Source organism: Mycobacterium sp. E2462 (genome assembly GCF_001672685.1).
Taxonomy (GTDB): Bacteria; Actinomycetota; Actinomycetes; order Mycobacteriales; family Mycobacteriaceae; genus Mycobacterium.
The window spans coordinates 1-16,114 of record NZ_LZKC01000107.1; the positions used below are offsets into that span (position 1 = coordinate 1).

The window sequence follows — 16,114 nt, forward strand, 5'->3', positions numbered from 1 at the left end:
ATCCTTCGTCGACGAGTTCGTCGACCGGCGGGTGCGGGTCGTCAGCCAGCTGGCCTGGCCCGGACGCTCCGAAGAGGAATTGGTCGCGTGTATCGAGCACGAGGCGCTGCTCAACGGCGCGATGGACGGCTACCAGGTGACCGGGCTGTGCCTCTTCGACGCGAACCGCCTCGACGACCAGCTGATCGCGGACGCGCGCGCGACGCACCCCTTGCTGTGGCGAGGCGGCGCCCTGCACCGCAGCGCCGACTATGCGCCCGGCGAGGTCCTCGAGCGCTGCAACCGCCCACTGCCGGTGAAGGCCGGCGCGGTGACCTTCATGGTGCGCGGCTCGGCGGACCTGCGGCCGGCCCGGTCGTTCGTCGCCAATTACGCCGGCTGGATGGGTTTGTCCCAGGACGCGATCGACGATCTGCAGCTGATCGCCACCGAACTGGCCACTAACAGCCTGATGTATAGCGGAAGCCCGTGCCGCCTCGCCCTGTGGCGCGATGACGAGCACCTGGTCTGCGAGGCGCGCGACGGCGGGCGGTTCGACGATCCGCTGGTCGGCCGCCTGGATCCGGGGCCGGAAGGCCCCGCCAGCCGCGGCCTCTACCTGGTCAACGCGATTTCGGATCTGGTGCGCACCCATACGGGCAGCAACGGCACCACCATCCAGGCGTACCTTCCCGTCGAGCCCGCGTAAGGCCCCTCAAACGCAAACGACCCGCCGGATCGCCCCCCACGCAGCGGTCCAGCGGGTCGCTTGATGTCGGCTAGAGGCTGCCGATCAGGCCACCGATGCCGCCCAACAGACCACCGCCACCGGTGCCGCCCAAGAGGCCGCCGCCACCACCGCCACCTGCGGCGGTTGCGCATCCGGTCGGAAGTACCAACACCGCGGCAACCCCGGCGGCCGCGACCGCCGTCTTCAGGGTCTTCTTGGTGCCTTTCGCCATCATTCTTGTGCCTTTCCTGCGAGGGGTTGAAAGTGCACGGCCTTGTGACCTGTGCCACGCCCGAATTCCCGGTGTTACACACACGTAAACCACCGATAGGCGAAAAATTTCGTGTGCAGGCCACCATTTCGTCGAATGGACATCCGGTGCGGTTCATGAAACGAGTTGCGCGAGCGGGCTGCCGCCGCCTATTCTCACCCCGTGCGTTATCGCAGGCGTGCCGTGCAGGCAGTAGTAGCTAGCACCCGCAGCGGGGTCTGACCCAGACCGACCCCCCGCTGTGGGTCGGAAAGCTCCTGCCGTCGGTCATCCCCAACGGACCGAAGAAGACCGGCACCATGACCTTCCCCGAACGCCTCCCCGCCCTTCCGTTTCAGCCCGGTGGCTCGGCCGCCCAGTCGTTTGCCCAGCAGTCCGCCGCCGCTTTGCCGCTCGGCCTTCGCGACGTGGCCGACCGCATGAGCTGGGACGAGTTCGTCGCGACTTACGCGCGAACCACCGGGCCCGTGCGGCTGGGCCAGTGGGCCTGCGTCGACGGCCAACGGCCCGCGGGTCCGCAGGCCCGCAATTTCCGCGCCACCATCGCCGTCGGCGATCGGCTCAGCACCGCTACGGCCGCCGCCAGCGGGCCCATCGCCGCGCTCACCGCGATGCTGCACGAGCGGGGCATCACGGTGGAGATCGTGCGGTTCCATCAGCTGCCCTCCGGCGGGGCGACCGCCACGTTCATCCGCGGCAGCGACGGCATCCGCTCCGAGTGGGGGATGGGATGGTCCGACGATCCGACGCAGTCAGCGCTGCGCGCCGTGATCGCCTGCGCCAACCGGCTTTTCGCGCCGGAGTAATCGGCCGGCGCTCGCCGGGTGCTAGAGCGGCCGTAAGACGATCGGCATGCCGTCCATGGGGATCGGCATGCCGCCGTAGTCGTAGCGCGGCTGATAGCCCGGCCTCGCCAGTTCCAGGCGATAGCGGCGCAGCAGCCGATGCACGACGGTCTTGACCTCGAGTTGGCCGAAGACCATGCCGATGCATTTGTGTGCGCCGCCGCCGAACGGGGCGAACGCGTACCGGTGTTTCTTGTGCTCCGAGCGCGGCTCGGCGAACCGCTCCGGATCGAATGTGTCCGGCTCCGTCCATAATTCGCTGAGGCGGTGGTTCATGCCGGGCCAGATCGTGATGTTGGTGCCGGCCGGGATGTAGTGCCCGAGCAGTTCGGTGTCTCGGACGGCCTGGCGCATGTTGAAGGGCAGGGGGGTCACCATGCGCAGCGACTCGTTCATGACGAGTTCGAGAGTCTCCAGCTTCTCCAGCGACTCGATGTCCAGTGGACCGTCACCGAGCCGGGCCGATTCCTCGCGCGCCCGCTCCTGCCACTGCGGGTGTGCGGCCAGGTTGTAGACCATCGTGGTGGTCGTCGACGTGGACGTGTCGTGGGCAGCCATCATGAGGAAGATCATGTGGTTGACGATGTCGGAGTCGGTGAAGCTGTTGCCGTCCTCGTCCTCGGTGTGGCACAACACCGTGAGCATGTCGCTGCCGGTGGCGTTGCGCCGCTCCTTCACCCGCTCGATGAAGTAGTCCTCGAGCAGCTTGCGCGCGCGCAGCCCGCGCCACCACTTGAAGGGCGGAATCGGTTGCCGCACAATGGCTCCGCCCGCGCGGGTCGTCGTAGTGAACGCCGAGTTGACCTTGGTGACCAGCTCGTGGTCGGACCCGGGTTCGTGGCCCATGAACACCAGCGACGCGATGTCGAGAGTCAGCTCCTTCATCGCCGGGTGGAACAGGAACCGCGCGTCGTTGGTCGGCCAGTGGGCGACGATGTCGCTGGCCACCCGATCGATGTGCTCGACGTAACCGCTGAGGCGGGACCGGGTGAACGCCTCTTGCATGATGCGCCGGTGATACATGTGTTCCTCGAAGTCGAGCAGCATCAGGCCGCGATTGAAGAACGGCCCGATCACCGGGTGCCAACCCTTCTGCGAGAAGTCCTTGTTGCGGTTGGAGAACACCGCTTGGGTGGCGTCGGGCCCCAGCGCGGTGACCGCCGGCATGATGGGCGAGTCCAGGTAGATCAGCGGACCCCGGGTCCGGTACAGGTGCAGCGCGTAATCCGGTCCGCCGCGGAACAATTCGATGATGTGGCCGAGGATCGGCAGGCCCGCGTCGCCCAGCACGGGCTTGAGTTCGCTGCCCTGCGGTGGCGCCGCCAACGTCTTGGTCTGCCAGTCGTGGGCCAACAGGCGCTTCTCGATCGCCCCCATCCCCGGGATGGTCTGCAGGGTAGGCGTGAAACGGCGTCGCGCCTGGTCGAGCAGGTAGTGCGGGGTGCTGATGGTGGCGGTCATCGAGGCTCCTTTGCGCTCCAGTGAGTTCCCCCCAAAAAAAGGTGACAACGGTCACTGCTCAATTACCTTCGACAAAAACTTGACGGCTGTCAAGTTTGCTTTCCCGGCGGGTTGGTGCACAGTCAGGGAGTGACCAGCCACGCCAGTCCCGAGCCGGGCATGCGCCGACGTGGTGACAAGCAGCGCCAGGCGATCGTGCAGGCCGTTCGGGAATTGCTGGAGGAAAAACCGTTTGCCGAGCTGTCGGTCAGCACCATCAGCCTGCGAGCCGGGGTGGCGCGGTCCGGTTTCTACTTCTACTTCGACTCCAAGTACGCGGTGCTCGCCCAGCTGATGGCGGAGGCGACCGAGGAGCTCGAAGAGCTCACCCACTACTTCGCACCGCGCCAGCCGGGGGAGTCACCCACCGAGTTCGCCAAACGCATGGTCGGCAGCGCCGCCGTCGTGTACGCCCACAACGATCCCGTGATGAACGCGTGCAACGAGGCCCGGCAGACTGATATCGAGATCCGCGGCCTGCTCGACCAGCAGTTCGAAGTGGTGCTCGCCCAGATCGTCGCCATCGTCGAAGCGGAGCTGGCGGCCGGCACGGCCAACCCGATCAGCGACGACCTGCCCACGCTGATCCGCACGCTGGCGGGCACCACCGCGCTGGTGCTGACCGGTGACTCGATCCTGGCCGGCGCCGGCAGCGACCGCGACCGCCGGGTGCGGGTGCTCGAACAGTTGTGGCTGCACGCGCTGTGGAGTGGACACCCCCGCGGGTGACGGCTCCCCGGTATCGTCACGGCCATGGCGCACAAGGGATCCGGGCAGGGGTTTGCGGGAAAGCGGTGCCTGGTCACCGGCGCGGCCAGCGGCATCGGCCGGGCCACGGCGCTGCGGCTGGCCGAACAGGGTGCCGAGCTGTACCTGACCGATCGCGACAGTGACGGGCTGGAACGCACCGTGGCCGAGGCTCGCGCGCTGGGCGCGCAGGTCCCCGAGCACCGCGCCCTGGACATCGCCGACTATGAGCAGGTGGCCGCGTTCGGCGCCGCCGTCCACGCCGCGCACCCCAGCATGGACGTGGTCCTCAACATCGCCGGTGTGTCGGCGTGGGGAACCGTCGACCGGCTCAGCCACGACCAGTGGCACAAGATGATCGCCATCAATTTGATGGGCCCGATCCACGTCATCGAGACGTTCGTCCCGCCCATGGTGGCGGCCCGGCGCGGCGGCCACCTGGTCAACGTGTCGTCGGCGGCCGGTTTGGTCGCGCTGCCCTGGCACGCCGCCTATAGCGCCAGCAAGTACGGGTTGCGCGGACTGTCGGAGGTGCTGCGCTTCGATCTGGCTCGCCATCGCATCGGCGTCTCGGTCGTGGTGCCCGGCGCGGTGAACACCCCGCTGGTCAACACCGTCGAGATCGCCGGCGTGGACCGCGAGGACCCGAAGGTGGCCCGCTGGGTGCGGCGCTTCACCGGCCACGCCGTGTCGCCGGAGCGGGCGGCCGACAAGATCCTGGCCGGGGTGGCGAAGAACCGGTACCTGGTTTACACGTCGCCGGACATCCGGGCGTTGTACGCCTTCAAGCGGTTCGCCTGGTGGCCCTACAGCGTGGCGATGCGCCAGGTCAATCTGATCTTCGAGCGCACGCTGCGGCCCGCGCCGGTGCCGTCAACTCGGCATGGCCAGTTCGAGGCGCACCCCCAGCAACCGGACCGGGCGGTCGAGCTCGAATAGGTCCAACACCCGCAACGCGGCGGCCACGATGGTGTCCCGGTCGACGCCGGGCGCCTCGAGCTTGCGGATCTTCGTGCGGGTATAGAACGTCGCGGTGCGCACGGTGACCGCCACCCGCGTGACGCTGCGCCCCCCGGCGGCCACCTCCGACAGCGCTCGCTCGGTCAAGCCCGTCAACGCCGCCGCCATCTCGTCGCGGTTCGTCAGGTCGCGCGGAAAGGTCTCGACGTGACTGCGGGAGCGCGGCACCCACGGCTCGGCGCTGACGTGGCTGTCACCCCCGCCCTTGGCCAGCAGGAGCAGCCAGAGGCCGGTGCGTGGGCCGAACGCGGCCGTCAGCGCTTCGGCGTCGCTGCTAGCCAGCGCCCACACACTCGTGATATCAAGCGCAGCAAGCTTTTTGGCCGTCTTGGGACCCACGCCCCAGAGTGCGTCGACCGGGCGGTCGCCCATCAGCTGCATCCAGTTCGCGTCGGTCAGCACGAACACGCCGTCGGGCTTGGCGAAGCCGGTGGCCACCTTGGCGCGCTGCTTGTTGTCGCTGATGCCGACCGAGCAGGACAGGCCGGTCTGCGAGGCGATGACGGTGCGCAGGTGCTCGGCGACCTCGACGGGGTCCGCCGCCGACACGGCGACGTACGCCTCGTCCCACCCCCACACCTCGACCGGGTGGCCGAGATCCCGTAGCAACCCCATGACCTGCTCGGACGCCGCGTCGTAGGCCGGTGGGTCCGACGGAAGGAACGTCGCGTCGGGGCAACGGCGCGCGGCCGCGCGCAACGGCATGCCGGCGTGCACGCCGAATTCGCGGGCCTCGTAGGAGGCGCATGTGACGACCTTGCGGGGTTCGGTGGGGTCGCCGTTGCCGCCCACGACGACCGGCCGCCCGTGCAGGTCCGGGTGGCGGCGCAGCTCCACCGACGCCAGGAATTGGTCGAGATCGACGTGCAGGATCCAGGTGGTCGAGGTCATCGGCCACAAAGCTTGCGCGCCAAGCTTTCCCACGCGTCACCCAAAGTCGTCACGGTGTGGCCGCCCTCGCTGAGTTGGTGCTCGACGTAGTCGACGTCGAGCAGCGCCAACAGCGCGTCGGTCTGCGCCTCGAGGTCGCCGGTGGACTGTGCCGCCCTGAGCAGCACCCGCACGTGGGTACGCGACACCGTCGCCGGCGCGTTGTGCCGGTGTTGTGGGCTGCGGTTGGCCGCCGACAGCAACTCGTGGTGGGCGTGGGCGAAGCGGATCCGCTCGCGTCCGAACGCCACGAGCCGGTCGGTCGGCGGTGCGCCGGGACCCAGCGGTGGGGGGCCGAACAGGAACGCTTGTTGGACGACTTGTTCGTCCTCGTCGAGCAGGACCATCATCAGTCCGGCCCGGCTGCCGAAGCGGCGAAACAGCGTGCCCTTGCCGACTCCGGCGGCGGCGGCGATGTCATCGGTGGTGACGGCGTCGGCGCCGCGCTCGGCGACGAGTTTCCGGGCGGCCTCCAGAAGCAGGGCGCGATTGCGTGCGGCGTCGCCGCGCTCCTGCTGCGCCGCCCGGGGCGCGAACACCGGCAGTTCGCCCGCTCGTTCGCTCATCATCACTGCACTTTAGCGCCGTCGGAATTAAACGGACTACAGTCCAGTTGATGCGTGCGAGGATGTAGACCAACGACCGAAGGGAACCGCGACAGTGGCAATCAACATCTTGGCGTTAGTGGGTAGCTTGCGGACGGCGTCGATCAACCGCCAGATCGCCGAGCTGGCGGAGAGTGTGGCACCGGACGGCGTCACCGTCACCGTCTTCGACGGCCTGAACGACCTGCCGTTCTACAACGAAGAGATCGACGACGTCATGAACGCCGATGCCACGCCGCTGGCGCCCGTGGCCGCCTTGCGCGCCGCCGCGGCCGGCGCCGACGCCGCCCTGGTGGTCACGCCCGAATACAACGGCAGCTACCCGGCCCTGATCAAGAACGCGATCGACTGGCTGTCCCGCCCGTTCGGTGACGGTGCCCTGAAGGGGAAGCCGCTGGCCGTGATCGGCGGCTCCTTCGGCCAGTACGGCGGGGTGTGGGCGCATGACGACACTCGCAAGTCGTTCGGCATCGCCGGCGCCCGGGTGGTCGAGTCGATCAAGCTGTCCGTTCCGTTCAAGACGCTCGAGGGCAAGGCCCCGTCCGAGCATGCGGAACTGTCGGCGAACGTGCGTGACGTGGTCGGGAAACTCGCCGCCGAAGTGGGCTGAGTTTCCGCCCGGCGTTTCGGTCGGCGGCACCGGATTGGTGGAAGCCGACAACCCGTGAGGCATCGACCTGCCGTTTCGCCAACAGCGCATAGCCAAAGCCGCCAGCATCGCCTGGCGGCTTTGCTAGTTGCGGGCACCGCCGCCGGGCGCGGCGGTCTTGTCGGTGGCCGCTGCCATACTCCCCTGATGAGGCACCGCGACGCGCCGTGTGACGTGCGACACGCCGACGCGACGCGGGAAAACGTGCATGTCAGGGCTTACGACCAGGGAATTTCAGAAATGTTATTCAGAACATCTTGTATCTGGACAACTTGTCAGCCACTAGGTGTAGTGTTTCGAGCTACCGGCAGATCCCAGGACCGCCAAGCCAGCCAGGCTCGGCGACCCCCCGAAATCGGTGTGAAGTTGTCGAAGTCAGATCTTCGGCTCCGGCCACCCGCGACGGGAATCTGGGGGCATGACGGATCGCTGAACATAGCAATGACGCAATCTTCGAGTAGTTGCCAGTCCACCGGGTCATCCCCTTCCGCAAAGGAGCGGCATCCATGAGCATCACCGTGTACACCAAGCCGGCTTGCGTGCAGTGCAGCGCCACCTACAAGGCCTTGGACAAGCAGGGCATCGACTACGAGACGGTCGACATCTCGCTGGACTCCGAGGCGCGCGACTACGTGATGGCGCTGGGTTACCTGCAGGCCCCGGTCGTGGTGGCCGGCGCCGACCACTGGTCGGGTTTCCGGCCGGATCGCATCAAGGCGCTCGCCGCCGCACAGCTGAGCGCTTAGCCACCAGGAGAACGAGGTAAGGGGGTTGCGGTGCCATGGACGCCACGGAGCGCAACCTGGACTGGATGAGTGACGAGGCGCCGCCCGCGCGGTCGTCACTGGTCTACTTCTCGTCGGTGTCGGAGAACACCCACCGCTTCGTGCAGAAGCTGGGGCTGCCGGCGACCCGCATCCCGCTGCATGGCCGTATCACGGTCGACCAGCCGTACGTGCTGGTGCTGCCCACCTACGGCGGTGGCCGTGCCACCCCCGACCTCAACGCCGGGGGCTACGTCCCCAAACAGGTCATCGCTTTCTTGAACGATGAGCACAATCGGTCGTTGATCCGCGGCGTCATCGCCGCGGGCAACAACAACTTCGGTGCCGAATTCGCCTACGCGGGCAATGTCATCTCGCGTAAATGCGGCGTCCCTTACCTCTACCGTTTCGAACTCATGGGCACCCAGGACGACGTGGAAGCCGTCCGTGCGGGCTTAGCCAATTTCTGGAAGGAACAGACGTGCCACCAACCGTCGCTGCAGAGCCTGTAACCTCCGGCACGCTCGCGTTGCCCGACGAGACGGACTACCACGCGCTCAACGCGATGCTGAATCTGTACGACGCCGACGGCAAGATTCAGTTCGACAAGGACGTGCTGGCGGCCCGTCAGTACTTCTTGCAGCACGTCAACCAGAACACCGTTTTCTTCCACAACCAGGACGAGAAGCTCGACTACCTCATCCGCGAGAACTACTACGAGCGTGAGGTTCTCGACCAGTACTCGCGTAACTTCGTCAAGGCGCTGCTGGACCGGGCCTATGCCAAGAAGTTTCGGTTTCCAACGTTTCTCGGCGCCTTCAAGTACTACACCTCCTACACGCTGAAGACCTTCGACGGGAAGCGCTACCTGGAGCGCTTCGAGGACCGTGTCGTCATGGTCTCGCTCACCCTGGCGGCCGGTGACACTGCCCTGGCCGAGAAGCTGGTGGACGAGATCATCGACGGCCGGTTTCAACCGGCCACCCCGACGTTCCTCAACTCGGGCAAGAAACAGCGCGGCGAACCGGTCAGCTGCTTCCTGCTGCGCATCGAGGACAACATGGAGTCCATCGGGCGGTCGATCAACTCCGCGCTGCAGCTGTCCAAGCGCGGCGGGGGAGTGGCGTTGCTGCTGAGCAACATTCGCGAGCACGGCGCGCCGATCAAGAACATCGAGAACCAGAGCTCCGGCGTCATCCCGATCATGAAGCTGCTCGAGGACTCCTTCTCCTACGCCAACCAGCTGGGCGCGCGGCAGGGTGCGGGCGCGGTGTACCTCAACGCGCACCACCCCGACATCTACCGCTTCCTGGACACCAAGCGGGAGAACGCCGACGAGAAGATCCGGATCAAGACGCTGAGCCTGGGCGTGGTGATCCCCGACATCACCTTCGAGCTGGCCAAGAAGAACGAGGACATGTACCTGTTCTCGCCGTACGACGTCGAACGGGTCTACGGCCTGCCGTTCGCCGACATCTCGGTGACCGAGAAGTACTACGAGATGGTCGACGACGCCCGCATCCGCAAGTCGAAGATCAAGGCGCGCGAATTCTTCCAGACGCTGGCCGAGCTGCAGTTCGAGTCCGGCTACCCCTATATCATGTTCGAGGACACGGTTAACCGGGCCAACCCCATCGACGGCAAGATCACTCACTCGAACCTGTGCTCGGAGATCCTGCAGGTCTCCACCCCGTCGGAATTCAACGAAGACCTGTCGTATTCCAAGGTGGGCAAAGACATTTCGTGCAACCTCGGCTCGCTGAACATCGCCAAGGCCATGGACTCGCCGGACTTCGCCCAGACCATTGAGGTGGCCATTCGGGCGTTGACCGCCGTCAGCGACCAGACCCACATCACGTCGGTGCCCTCGATCGAGAAGGGCAACAACGAATCCCACGCGATCGGCCTCGGGCAGATGAACCTGCACGGCTACCTGGCGCGTGAGGGCATCTTCTATGGGTCCGACGAGGGAATCGACTTCACCAACATCTACTTCTACTGCGTGCTCTATCACGCGCTGCGGGCGTCGAACCGCATCGCGATCGAGCGCGGCAGGGCGTTCGGCGGATTCGAGCGGTCGAAGTACGCCTCCGGCGAATTCTTCGACAAGTACACCGAGCAGGCGTGGGAGCCGGCGACCGACAAGGTGCGCCAGCTGTTCGCCGACGCCGACATCCGCATCCCCACCCAGGACGACTGGAAGCGCCTCAAGGAATCGGTGCAGAGGCACGGCATCTACAACCAGAACCTGCAGGCGGTGCCGCCCACGGGGTCGATCTCCTACATCAACCACTCGACCAGCTCCATCCACCCGGTCGCGTCCAAGGTCGAAATCCGCAAGGAAGGCAAGATCGGCCGCGTCTACTACCCGGCGCCCTACATGACCAACGAGAACCTGGAGTACTACCAGGACGCGTACGAGATCGGCTACGAGAAGATCATCGACACCTACGCCGCGGCCACCCAGCATGTGGACCAGGGGCTGAGCCTGACGCTGTTCTTCAAGGACACCGCCACCACCCGCGACGTGAATAAGGCGCAGATCTACGCCTGGCGCAAGGGAATCAAGACGCTGTACTACATCCGGCTGCGCCAGATGGCCCTGGAGGGAACCGAGGTCGAGGGCTGCGTGTCCTGCATGCTGTAGGGCTCGATCACAGGTTCTCGGCCCCCCAGTCGGCCAGCCGGCGTTCGCGTTCGGTTGCGTCGATGTCTTCGACCCGCGTCATGATCGACCAGCGTTGCCCGAACGGGTCGGTGATGGAGCCGAACCGGTCGCCGGTGACGAAGGTCTGGGCCGCCTCTCGGAGCGTGGCACCCGCGTTCTGGGCCCGCGCCAGCACGTCGTCGACGTCCGCGCAGTAGAGCGTGATCGAATGGGTGACCTCCTCGGTGCGCGTCGGCGCTTTTAGCTGATAGCTGGGGTTGGGGTCGGACAGCTGCAACCTGCCGTGCCCGAAGTCCAACTCCGCGTGCGCGACCGTGCCACCGGGCCCGGGCATCTTCTCGACGAGCACTGCACCGAAGACATCAGCGTAGAACTCAATGGCGGCTGCGGCTCCGTCGACAACAAGAAACGGCGTCAGGCTCGTGTAGCCCTCGGGGATCGGATTGGAAGTCATGTCGCACAGCTTGGCTAGATTCGTCGCGTGGAGGCTTGGAAAAACGCGCCACCGGCAGGTACGCCGGAGCCGGGGGTGGTCGGGCGGGCCGCCACCGGTTCGATATTCGAGCTGGACCGCACGGCGCCATCGGTGGCGACAGCCGAATTTGTCGAGCATTTCTGGTCGGTGCGCTGGGATCTGACCGGGCGGCCCCCGCAGGAAAGCTTGGTCATCGCTTTCCCGTCGATCAATCTCACCCATGAGTGGGGTACCGACTCCCCCCGCCATGGGTTCACCTTGCCCGCCACCTTGGTGCACGGAGTAGTTGAGCGGATCTTCGCCATCGAACTGTCGGACCGCGGCGCGGTCGTCGGCGCCCGTTTCCGGCCGGGCGGATTCACCGCACGATTCGGACGCGATGCGAGTGTGTTGACAGGGCGGGTTGTGCGCGTCGATGACGAGCTATTCGGCGGCTCAGCGCGTTTCGACGATGACATTGATGCCGCGACGGCGCAATTGGACGCCATGATCGGCGCGCGCACCGACCCTGACCCGACCTATGCATCACTCACCACGCTGCTGGCCCGCATACGTGACGACGACACCGTGCAGCGAGTGCAGCACGTAATGGCGTGCTCGCCGTGGAGCGCGCGAACCACCCAGCGGGTCTTCCGCCGCTACGTCGGCGTCCCGGTCAAATGGGTCCTGTGCCGCTACCGGCTGCAGCAAGCGGCGTTGGCCATCGAGACCGATCGAGCCGTCGATCTCGCCGACCTGGCTATTCGATTCGGCTGGTACGACCAAGCCCATTTCACCAACGACTTCCGGTCGATGCTTGGCTGCAGTCCCGGTGAGTACGCTCAGCGATACGCATAACCGGGCCCGCCCGCGCCGTCCCGACGCAGTCTGCCCTGGTCAGCGCCCGCCAGCGGGTATGGTGCATGACGTGGTCAGAATTCCCCATCCCAGCGTGAAACCGCCGGGAACCAAGGTGGACGCGCGCAGCGAGCGCTGGCGCGAGCACCGCAAGAAGGTACGCGGGGAAATCGTCGACGCGGCGTTTCGCGCCATCGACCGCCTGGGCCCCGAGCTCAGCGTACGTGAGATCGCCGAAGAGGCCGGCACCGCCAAGCCCAAGATCTACCGCCACTTTCACGACAAGTCCGACCTGTTCCAGGCCATCGGCGAGCGGCTGCGCGACATGCTGTGGGCGGCGATCTTCCCGTCCGTCGACCTGAAGTCCGACTCGTCGCGCGAGGTGATCCGGCGCGCCGTCGAGGAGTACGTCACGCTGGTCGACCAGCATCCGAACGTGTTGCGGGTCTTCATTCAGGGCCGATCGGCCGCCAGCCCCCAGATCCTCGACGAGGGCCGCGGCATCACGCTGGCCATGGCCAACATGTTCGACGACGAGCTGCGCGAGATGAAGCTCGACCACGCGGCGGTCGAACTGGCCGGGCACGCCGCCTTCGGGTCGGCCGCGTCGGCCACCGAGTGGTGGTTGGGTCCGGAGCCGCAGAGCCCGCGCCGCATGCCGCACGACCAGTTCGTCGCGCACCTGACCACGATCATGATGGGCGTCATCGTCGGCACGGCCGAGGCGCTGGGCATCACGCTGGACCCGGACCGGCCGCTGCACAGCGTGAAGGCCAGCAACCCCGCCGCGAGCTGACCCTGGCGACGTTGACATCGGTTCGGGGTTCGGCAACACTCTTGTGAACCGATACCCGGGGTACCGGGTATCTCGCGTCGGCCGGGCTGCCTAGGCCCGCCGCAAACCCGCGCCGACCTGATTGCGCCCCGACAGGAAGATCGATCCACCGTGACCGACGTCATCACGCAAGCCGAGCCGGTAGCCGAACCCCAGCAACCCGTTTACGCCCGCGCGGTCATCATCGGAACCGGGTTCTCCGGCTTGGGGATGGCGATCAAGCTGCAGCAGCAGGGCGTCGACTTCGTGATCCTGGAAAAGTTCGGCGACGTCGGCGGCACCTGGCGCGACAACAGCTACCCGGGCTGCGCTTGCGACATCCCCTCGCACCTCTACTCGTTCTCGTTCGAGCCCAACCCCGGCTGGAAGAACCCGTTCTCCTACCAGCCCGAGATCTGGGACTACCTCAAGGGCGTCACCGCGAAGTATGGGCTACGCCGCCACATCACGTTCGGTGCCCACGTCGACCGCGCGCACTGGGACGACGAAGAGCACCGCTGGCACGTCTTCACCAAGGACGGCCGCGAATTCGTCGGCCAATTCCTGATCTCGGGCGCGGGCGCGCTGCACATCCCGTCCATCCCCGACATCGTGGGTCGCGACGAATTTGCCGGCGCGGCTTTCCATTCCGCGGAGTGGGACCACAGCGTCGACCTGACCGGCAAGCGGGTGGCGATGATCGGCACCGGCGCCAGCGCCATCCAGATCGTGCCGGAGATCGTCGACCGCGTCGCCGAATTGCAGCTCTACCAACGCACCCCGCCCTGGGTGGTGCCGCGGTCCAACCCCGAGATCCCGCCGGCGGTGCGCCGGGCGATGGCGACCGTTCCGGGCCTGCGGCCCCTGGTGCGCCTGGCCATCTACTGGGGCCAGGAAGCGCTGGCGTTCGGCATGACCAAGCGGCCGAACATGCTGAAGTTCATCGAGGCCTACTGCAAGTTCAACATCCGTCGCTCGGTCAAGGACCGCGAGCTGCGGCGCAAGCTCGTCCCGAACTACCGCATCGGTTGCAAACGAATCCTGAACTCCTCCAAGTATTATCGCGCGGTCGCCGATCCGAAGACCGAACTCGTCACCGACCACATCGCCCGCATCACCCGCGACGGGATCGTCACCGTCGACGGAACCGAGCGGCCCGTCGATGTGATCGTGTTCGGCACCGGTTTCCACGTCACCGACTCTTACACCTACGTGGGCATCAAGGGACGCAACGGCGAGGACCTGGTGGACCGGTGGAACCGCGAGGGTATCGCCGCGCACCGCGGCATCGCCGTGGCGGAGATGCCGAATCTCTTTTTCCTGCTGGGCCCGAACACCGGCCTGGGGCACAACTCCGTGGTGTTCATGATCGAATCCCAGATCCGATACGTGGCCGACGCGATCAAGACCTGCGACAAGTTGGGTGTGCAGGCGTTGGCGCCGACCCGTGCCGCACAAAACAGGTTCAACGAAGAGTTGCAGACCAGGTTGGGCCCGTCGGTGTGGAACAGCGGCGGTTGCGCCAGTTGGTATCTCGACGAACATGGCAAGAACACGGTGCTGTGGGGCGGCTACACGTGGGAATACTGGCGCGACACCCGGCGCATCAGGCCCGCCGAGTTCGAGTTCTACGGCGCGGGTGCACCCGCGCGGCGGCCGGCTAGCTAGCCCGACACGGGCGACGGCGCGGCGGTTCGGCGCGCGCGCAGGCTCAGCCGCACGACGCGGTCCAGCACCCGGTCGGACACGAGCCGGTTGATGCGCAGGAGCAGGGCGGCGTCGCGCCCGATCGCATACCGGGTGCGCGGCCGCGACGCCGTCGCGGCCTTCGCGATGAGCGTCGCGGCATGTTCGGCCGAGACGCCGTCGTCGATGAACGAACGGGCCTGTGCCACAACGGCACTGGTGAGATTGCCGTAGCGGGCGCGTTGTTCGGCCGTCATGTCGGCCAGCAGTGCTTCCGCGGTGGCGATGCCCCGCTCGGCCATTTCGGTCCTGACCGCCCCGGGTTCGATGACGACGACCTTGATGCCGGTGCCCGCGACCTCGCGGCGCAGCGCGTCGCTGACCGCCTCGAGCGCGAACTTCGAACCGGCGTAGGGCCCGTAGGTCGGCAGCACCACCTTGCCGCCGACGGAGCTGATGTTGACGATTGTGCCGGAGCTGCGCAGCAGCGCCGGGAACAGCGCCTGGGTAATGGCGATGTGCCCGAACAGGTTGACCTCGAACTGCCGGCGCCACTGCGTCAGCGGCAGCGTCTCGACGGGGGCGTTGATCGCGATCCCGGCATTGTTGACCAGCGCGCGCAGCGGGCGTCGCTGTGGGTCGTTGGCGACGCGTTCGGCGATCGCGGCGACGTCGGCGGCCACGGTGATGTCCAGGATGCGCGGCTCCATCCCGTCGAGCCCTGCGGCCCTCAGCGCGGCGGCGTCGGCCTCGCGGCGCACCCCGGCGAGCACGTGAAAGCCCTTGCGCGCCAATTCGAGGGCGGTCGCCGCGCCCATGCCGGTCGACGCGCCCGTCACGACGATCAGCTCGCGGCGGTCGGGAGGATGCGAGGAAGCCATGTCGGTCTCCATCCGTTGGGTTGACAGTGTCATCTCAAAATAGCAGTCGAGTTGACGTTGTCAACTGAAGGCGCGGCTTATGCTCGGCGGATGACGACACGAGCGGAAAGCGCCGCGGCGACCCGCCGTTCGCTCGTCGAGGCGGCCGGCGTCCTCCTCGACCTCGGCGGCGTCGGCGCGGTGACGCTGCGCGAGGTGGGGGCGCGCAGCGGGGTGTCGCGCTCGGCTGCCTACCGGCACTTCGCCGACAAGGAATCCCTGCTGACCGTGGTGGCCACCAACGCGTTGCGCGAATTGGGCGACGCCCTCGAGGAATTGGCCGCGGGCGACGACGCGCCCGAGGACGCGTTGCGCTCGGCGCTGCTCTCGCTGATCACACTCGGCCGCACTCGGCCGCATCTGTACCGCTTGATGTTCACGCCGCCGTCCGGTGACCCGACCGCGGCGCGGCAGGCCGCCGAGCGGACGCAGGGGCTCTTCCTCGACATGGTCGGCCGCCTCACCGGACGCGAGCGCGCGAGTCGCTATGGCGCCGTCCTGCTGACCAGCGCGCACGGCATCACGGGGTTGGACTTGAGCGGGCACCTGGACCTGGACAAGTGGCACACCAGCGCCGAGGAATTGGTCGACACGCTCATCTCGCTGTTGCCGAAAGCGGGATAGCCGATCAGCGTCGCAACAGCGCGACGAAGGCGCCGGCCGCGTCCACGCCG

Annotated in this window: 18 protein-coding genes; 12 read left to right on the forward strand and 6 right to left on the reverse strand. The window is 66.8% G+C overall.

The window, feature by feature from the left end; genetic code table 11:
* The coding region (locus A5714_RS05025) for a sensor histidine kinase (protein WP_068283370.1) at positions 1–688 on the forward strand (688 nt) is incomplete at its 5' end.
* Positions 689–758: 70 nt separating this feature from the next.
* On the opposite strand, the gene A5714_RS05030 is transcribed toward A5714_RS05025, so the two are convergent.
* Positions 759–944, reverse strand: a complete 186-nt coding sequence (locus A5714_RS05030; protein ID WP_197513549.1) for a hypothetical protein — start codon at positions 942–944, stop codon at positions 759–761.
* 335 nt (positions 945–1,279) lie between these two features.
* On the opposite strand from A5714_RS05030, the gene A5714_RS05035 reads away from it, so the two are divergent.
* Positions 1,280–1,786, forward strand: a complete 507-nt coding sequence (locus A5714_RS05035; protein WP_068283374.1) for a homocitrate synthase — start codon at positions 1,280–1,282, stop codon at positions 1,784–1,786.
* A gap of 21 nt (positions 1,787–1,807) precedes the next feature.
* Here the strand turns inward: A5714_RS05035 and A5714_RS05040 are convergent, their stop codons facing one another.
* Positions 1,808–3,286, reverse strand: a complete 1,479-nt coding sequence (locus A5714_RS05040) for a cytochrome P450 (RefSeq protein WP_068283378.1) — start codon at positions 3,284–3,286, stop codon at positions 1,808–1,810.
* A 129-nt stretch (positions 3,287–3,415) separates the two neighbouring features.
* Here A5714_RS05040 and A5714_RS05045 point away from each other — a divergent pair, with 129 nt between their 5' ends.
* Complete coding sequence (locus A5714_RS05045; RefSeq protein ID WP_068069366.1) at positions 3,416–4,054, forward strand: TetR/AcrR family transcriptional regulator; 639 nt, start codon at positions 3,416–3,418, stop codon at positions 4,052–4,054.
* 24 nt (positions 4,055–4,078) lie between these two features.
* Positions 4,079–5,011, forward strand: coding sequence for an SDR family oxidoreductase (locus A5714_RS05050; RefSeq protein ID WP_068283381.1), 933 nt, complete (start codon positions 4,079–4,081; stop codon positions 5,009–5,011).
* On the opposite strand, the gene A5714_RS05055 is transcribed toward A5714_RS05050, so the two are convergent.
* Both A5714_RS05055 and A5714_RS05060 read right to left on the reverse strand, forming a co-directional pair.
* Positions 4,946–5,983, reverse strand: coding sequence for a DNA polymerase IV (locus tag A5714_RS05055; RefSeq protein ID WP_068283383.1), 1,038 nt, complete (start codon positions 5,981–5,983; stop codon positions 4,946–4,948). The genes A5714_RS05050 and A5714_RS05055 overlap by 66 nt on opposite strands.
* Positions 5,980–6,591, reverse strand: a complete 612-nt coding sequence (locus tag A5714_RS05060) for a TetR/AcrR family transcriptional regulator (protein WP_369828205.1) — start codon at positions 6,589–6,591, stop codon at positions 5,980–5,982. Before A5714_RS05060 ends, A5714_RS05055 begins: the two co-directional genes overlap by 4 nt.
* A 91-nt stretch (positions 6,592–6,682) precedes the next feature.
* On the opposite strand from A5714_RS05060, the gene A5714_RS05065 reads away from it, so the two are divergent.
* The 4 genes from A5714_RS05065 to nrdE all read left to right on the forward strand — a co-directional run bounded on the left by A5714_RS05065 (position 6,683) and on the right by nrdE (position 10,687).
* Positions 6,683–7,237 (forward strand): NAD(P)H-dependent oxidoreductase, encoded by a 555-nt coding sequence (locus A5714_RS05065; RefSeq protein ID WP_068069380.1) that lies wholly within the window; start codon positions 6,683–6,685, stop codon positions 7,235–7,237.
* A 545-nt stretch (positions 7,238–7,782) separates the two neighbouring features.
* Positions 7,783–8,022 carry a redoxin NrdH gene (locus tag A5714_RS05070; RefSeq protein ID WP_068069386.1) on the forward strand — a complete coding sequence of 80 codons (240 nt, stop codon included), beginning with the start codon at positions 7,783–7,785 and terminating at the stop codon, positions 8,020–8,022.
* 35 nt (positions 8,023–8,057) lie between these two features.
* On the forward strand, positions 8,058–8,552 hold the full coding sequence (nrdI, locus tag A5714_RS05075) for a class Ib ribonucleoside-diphosphate reductase assembly flavoprotein NrdI (protein WP_068069392.1): 495 nt from the start codon (positions 8,058–8,060) through the stop codon (positions 8,550–8,552).
* On the forward strand, positions 8,522–10,687 hold the full coding sequence (gene nrdE / locus A5714_RS05080; RefSeq protein WP_068069395.1) for a class 1b ribonucleoside-diphosphate reductase subunit alpha: 2,166 nt from the start codon (positions 8,522–8,524) through the stop codon (positions 10,685–10,687). The genes nrdI and nrdE overlap by 31 nt, the downstream gene beginning before the upstream one ends.
* A 7-nt stretch (positions 10,688–10,694) precedes the next feature.
* Here nrdE and A5714_RS05085 read toward each other — a convergent pair whose 3' ends face one another.
* Complete coding sequence (locus tag A5714_RS05085; protein ID WP_068283386.1) at positions 10,695–11,162, reverse strand: glyoxalase/bleomycin resistance/extradiol dioxygenase family protein; 468 nt, start codon at positions 11,160–11,162, stop codon at positions 10,695–10,697.
* A gap of 27 nt (positions 11,163–11,189) precedes the next feature.
* Here A5714_RS05085 and A5714_RS05090 point away from each other — a divergent pair, with 27 nt between their 5' ends.
* The 3 genes from A5714_RS05090 (at position 11,190) to A5714_RS05100 (ending at position 14,502) form a co-directional block, all read left to right on the forward strand.
* On the forward strand, positions 11,190–12,020 hold the full coding sequence (locus tag A5714_RS05090; protein WP_068283389.1) for an AraC family transcriptional regulator: 831 nt from the start codon (positions 11,190–11,192) through the stop codon (positions 12,018–12,020).
* A 70-nt stretch (positions 12,021–12,090) separates the two neighbouring features.
* Complete coding sequence (locus A5714_RS05095) at positions 12,091–12,816, forward strand: TetR/AcrR family transcriptional regulator (protein WP_156671041.1); 726 nt, start codon at positions 12,091–12,093, stop codon at positions 12,814–12,816.
* Positions 12,817–12,966: 150 nt separating this feature from the next.
* Positions 12,967–14,502 carry an NAD(P)/FAD-dependent oxidoreductase gene (locus A5714_RS05100; RefSeq protein ID WP_068283393.1) on the forward strand — a complete coding sequence of 512 codons (1,536 nt, stop codon included), beginning with the start codon at positions 12,967–12,969 and terminating at the stop codon, positions 14,500–14,502.
* On the opposite strand, the gene A5714_RS05105 is transcribed toward A5714_RS05100, so the two are convergent.
* Complete coding sequence (locus tag A5714_RS05105; RefSeq protein ID WP_231975775.1) at positions 14,499–15,434, reverse strand: SDR family NAD(P)-dependent oxidoreductase; 936 nt, start codon at positions 15,432–15,434, stop codon at positions 14,499–14,501. The two genes, A5714_RS05100 and A5714_RS05105, sit on opposite strands and share 4 nt — an antisense overlap.
* Before the next feature lie 57 nt (positions 15,435–15,491).
* On the opposite strand from A5714_RS05105, the gene A5714_RS05110 reads away from it, so the two are divergent.
* Positions 15,492–16,064, forward strand: a complete 573-nt coding sequence (locus A5714_RS05110) for a TetR/AcrR family transcriptional regulator (RefSeq protein ID WP_068283396.1) — start codon at positions 15,492–15,494, stop codon at positions 16,062–16,064.
* Positions 16,065–16,114 lie beyond the last annotated feature (50 nt).

What these genes read in the sequence shown, in the direction of transcription:
- A5714_RS05110 (WP_068283396.1), top strand. Translation starts at nt 15,492, where the DNA reads ATGACGACACGAGCGGAAAGCGCCGCGGCGACCCGCCGTTCGCTCGTC.
- A5714_RS05030 (WP_197513549.1), bottom strand. Translation starts at nt 944, where the DNA reads ATGATGGCGAAAGGCACCAAGAAGACCCTGAAGACGGCGGTCGCGGCC.
- A5714_RS05035 (WP_068283374.1), top strand. Translation starts at nt 1,280, where the DNA reads ATGACCTTCCCCGAACGCCTCCCCGCCCTTCCGTTTCAGCCCGGTGGC.
- nrdI (WP_068069392.1), top strand. Translation starts at nt 8,058, where the DNA reads ATGGACGCCACGGAGCGCAACCTGGACTGGATGAGTGACGAGGCGCCG.
- A5714_RS05060 (WP_369828205.1), bottom strand. Translation starts at nt 6,591, where the DNA reads ATGATGAGCGAACGAGCGGGCGAACTGCCGGTGTTCGCGCCCCGGGCG.
- A5714_RS05055 (WP_068283383.1), bottom strand. Translation starts at nt 5,983, where the DNA reads ATGACCTCGACCACCTGGATCCTGCACGTCGATCTCGACCAATTCCTG.
- A5714_RS05050 (WP_068283381.1), top strand. Translation starts at nt 4,079, where the DNA reads ATGGCGCACAAGGGATCCGGGCAGGGGTTTGCGGGAAAGCGGTGCCTG.
- A5714_RS05070 (WP_068069386.1), top strand. Translation starts at nt 7,783, where the DNA reads ATGAGCATCACCGTGTACACCAAGCCGGCTTGCGTGCAGTGCAGCGCC.
- A5714_RS05040 (WP_068283378.1), bottom strand. Translation starts at nt 3,286, where the DNA reads ATGACCGCCACCATCAGCACCCCGCACTACCTGCTCGACCAGGCGCGA.
- A5714_RS05085 (WP_068283386.1), bottom strand. Translation starts at nt 11,162, where the DNA reads ATGACTTCCAATCCGATCCCCGAGGGCTACACGAGCCTGACGCCGTTT.
- A5714_RS05105 (WP_231975775.1), bottom strand. Translation starts at nt 15,434, where the DNA reads ATGACACTGTCAACCCAACGGATGGAGACCGACATGGCTTCCTCGCAT.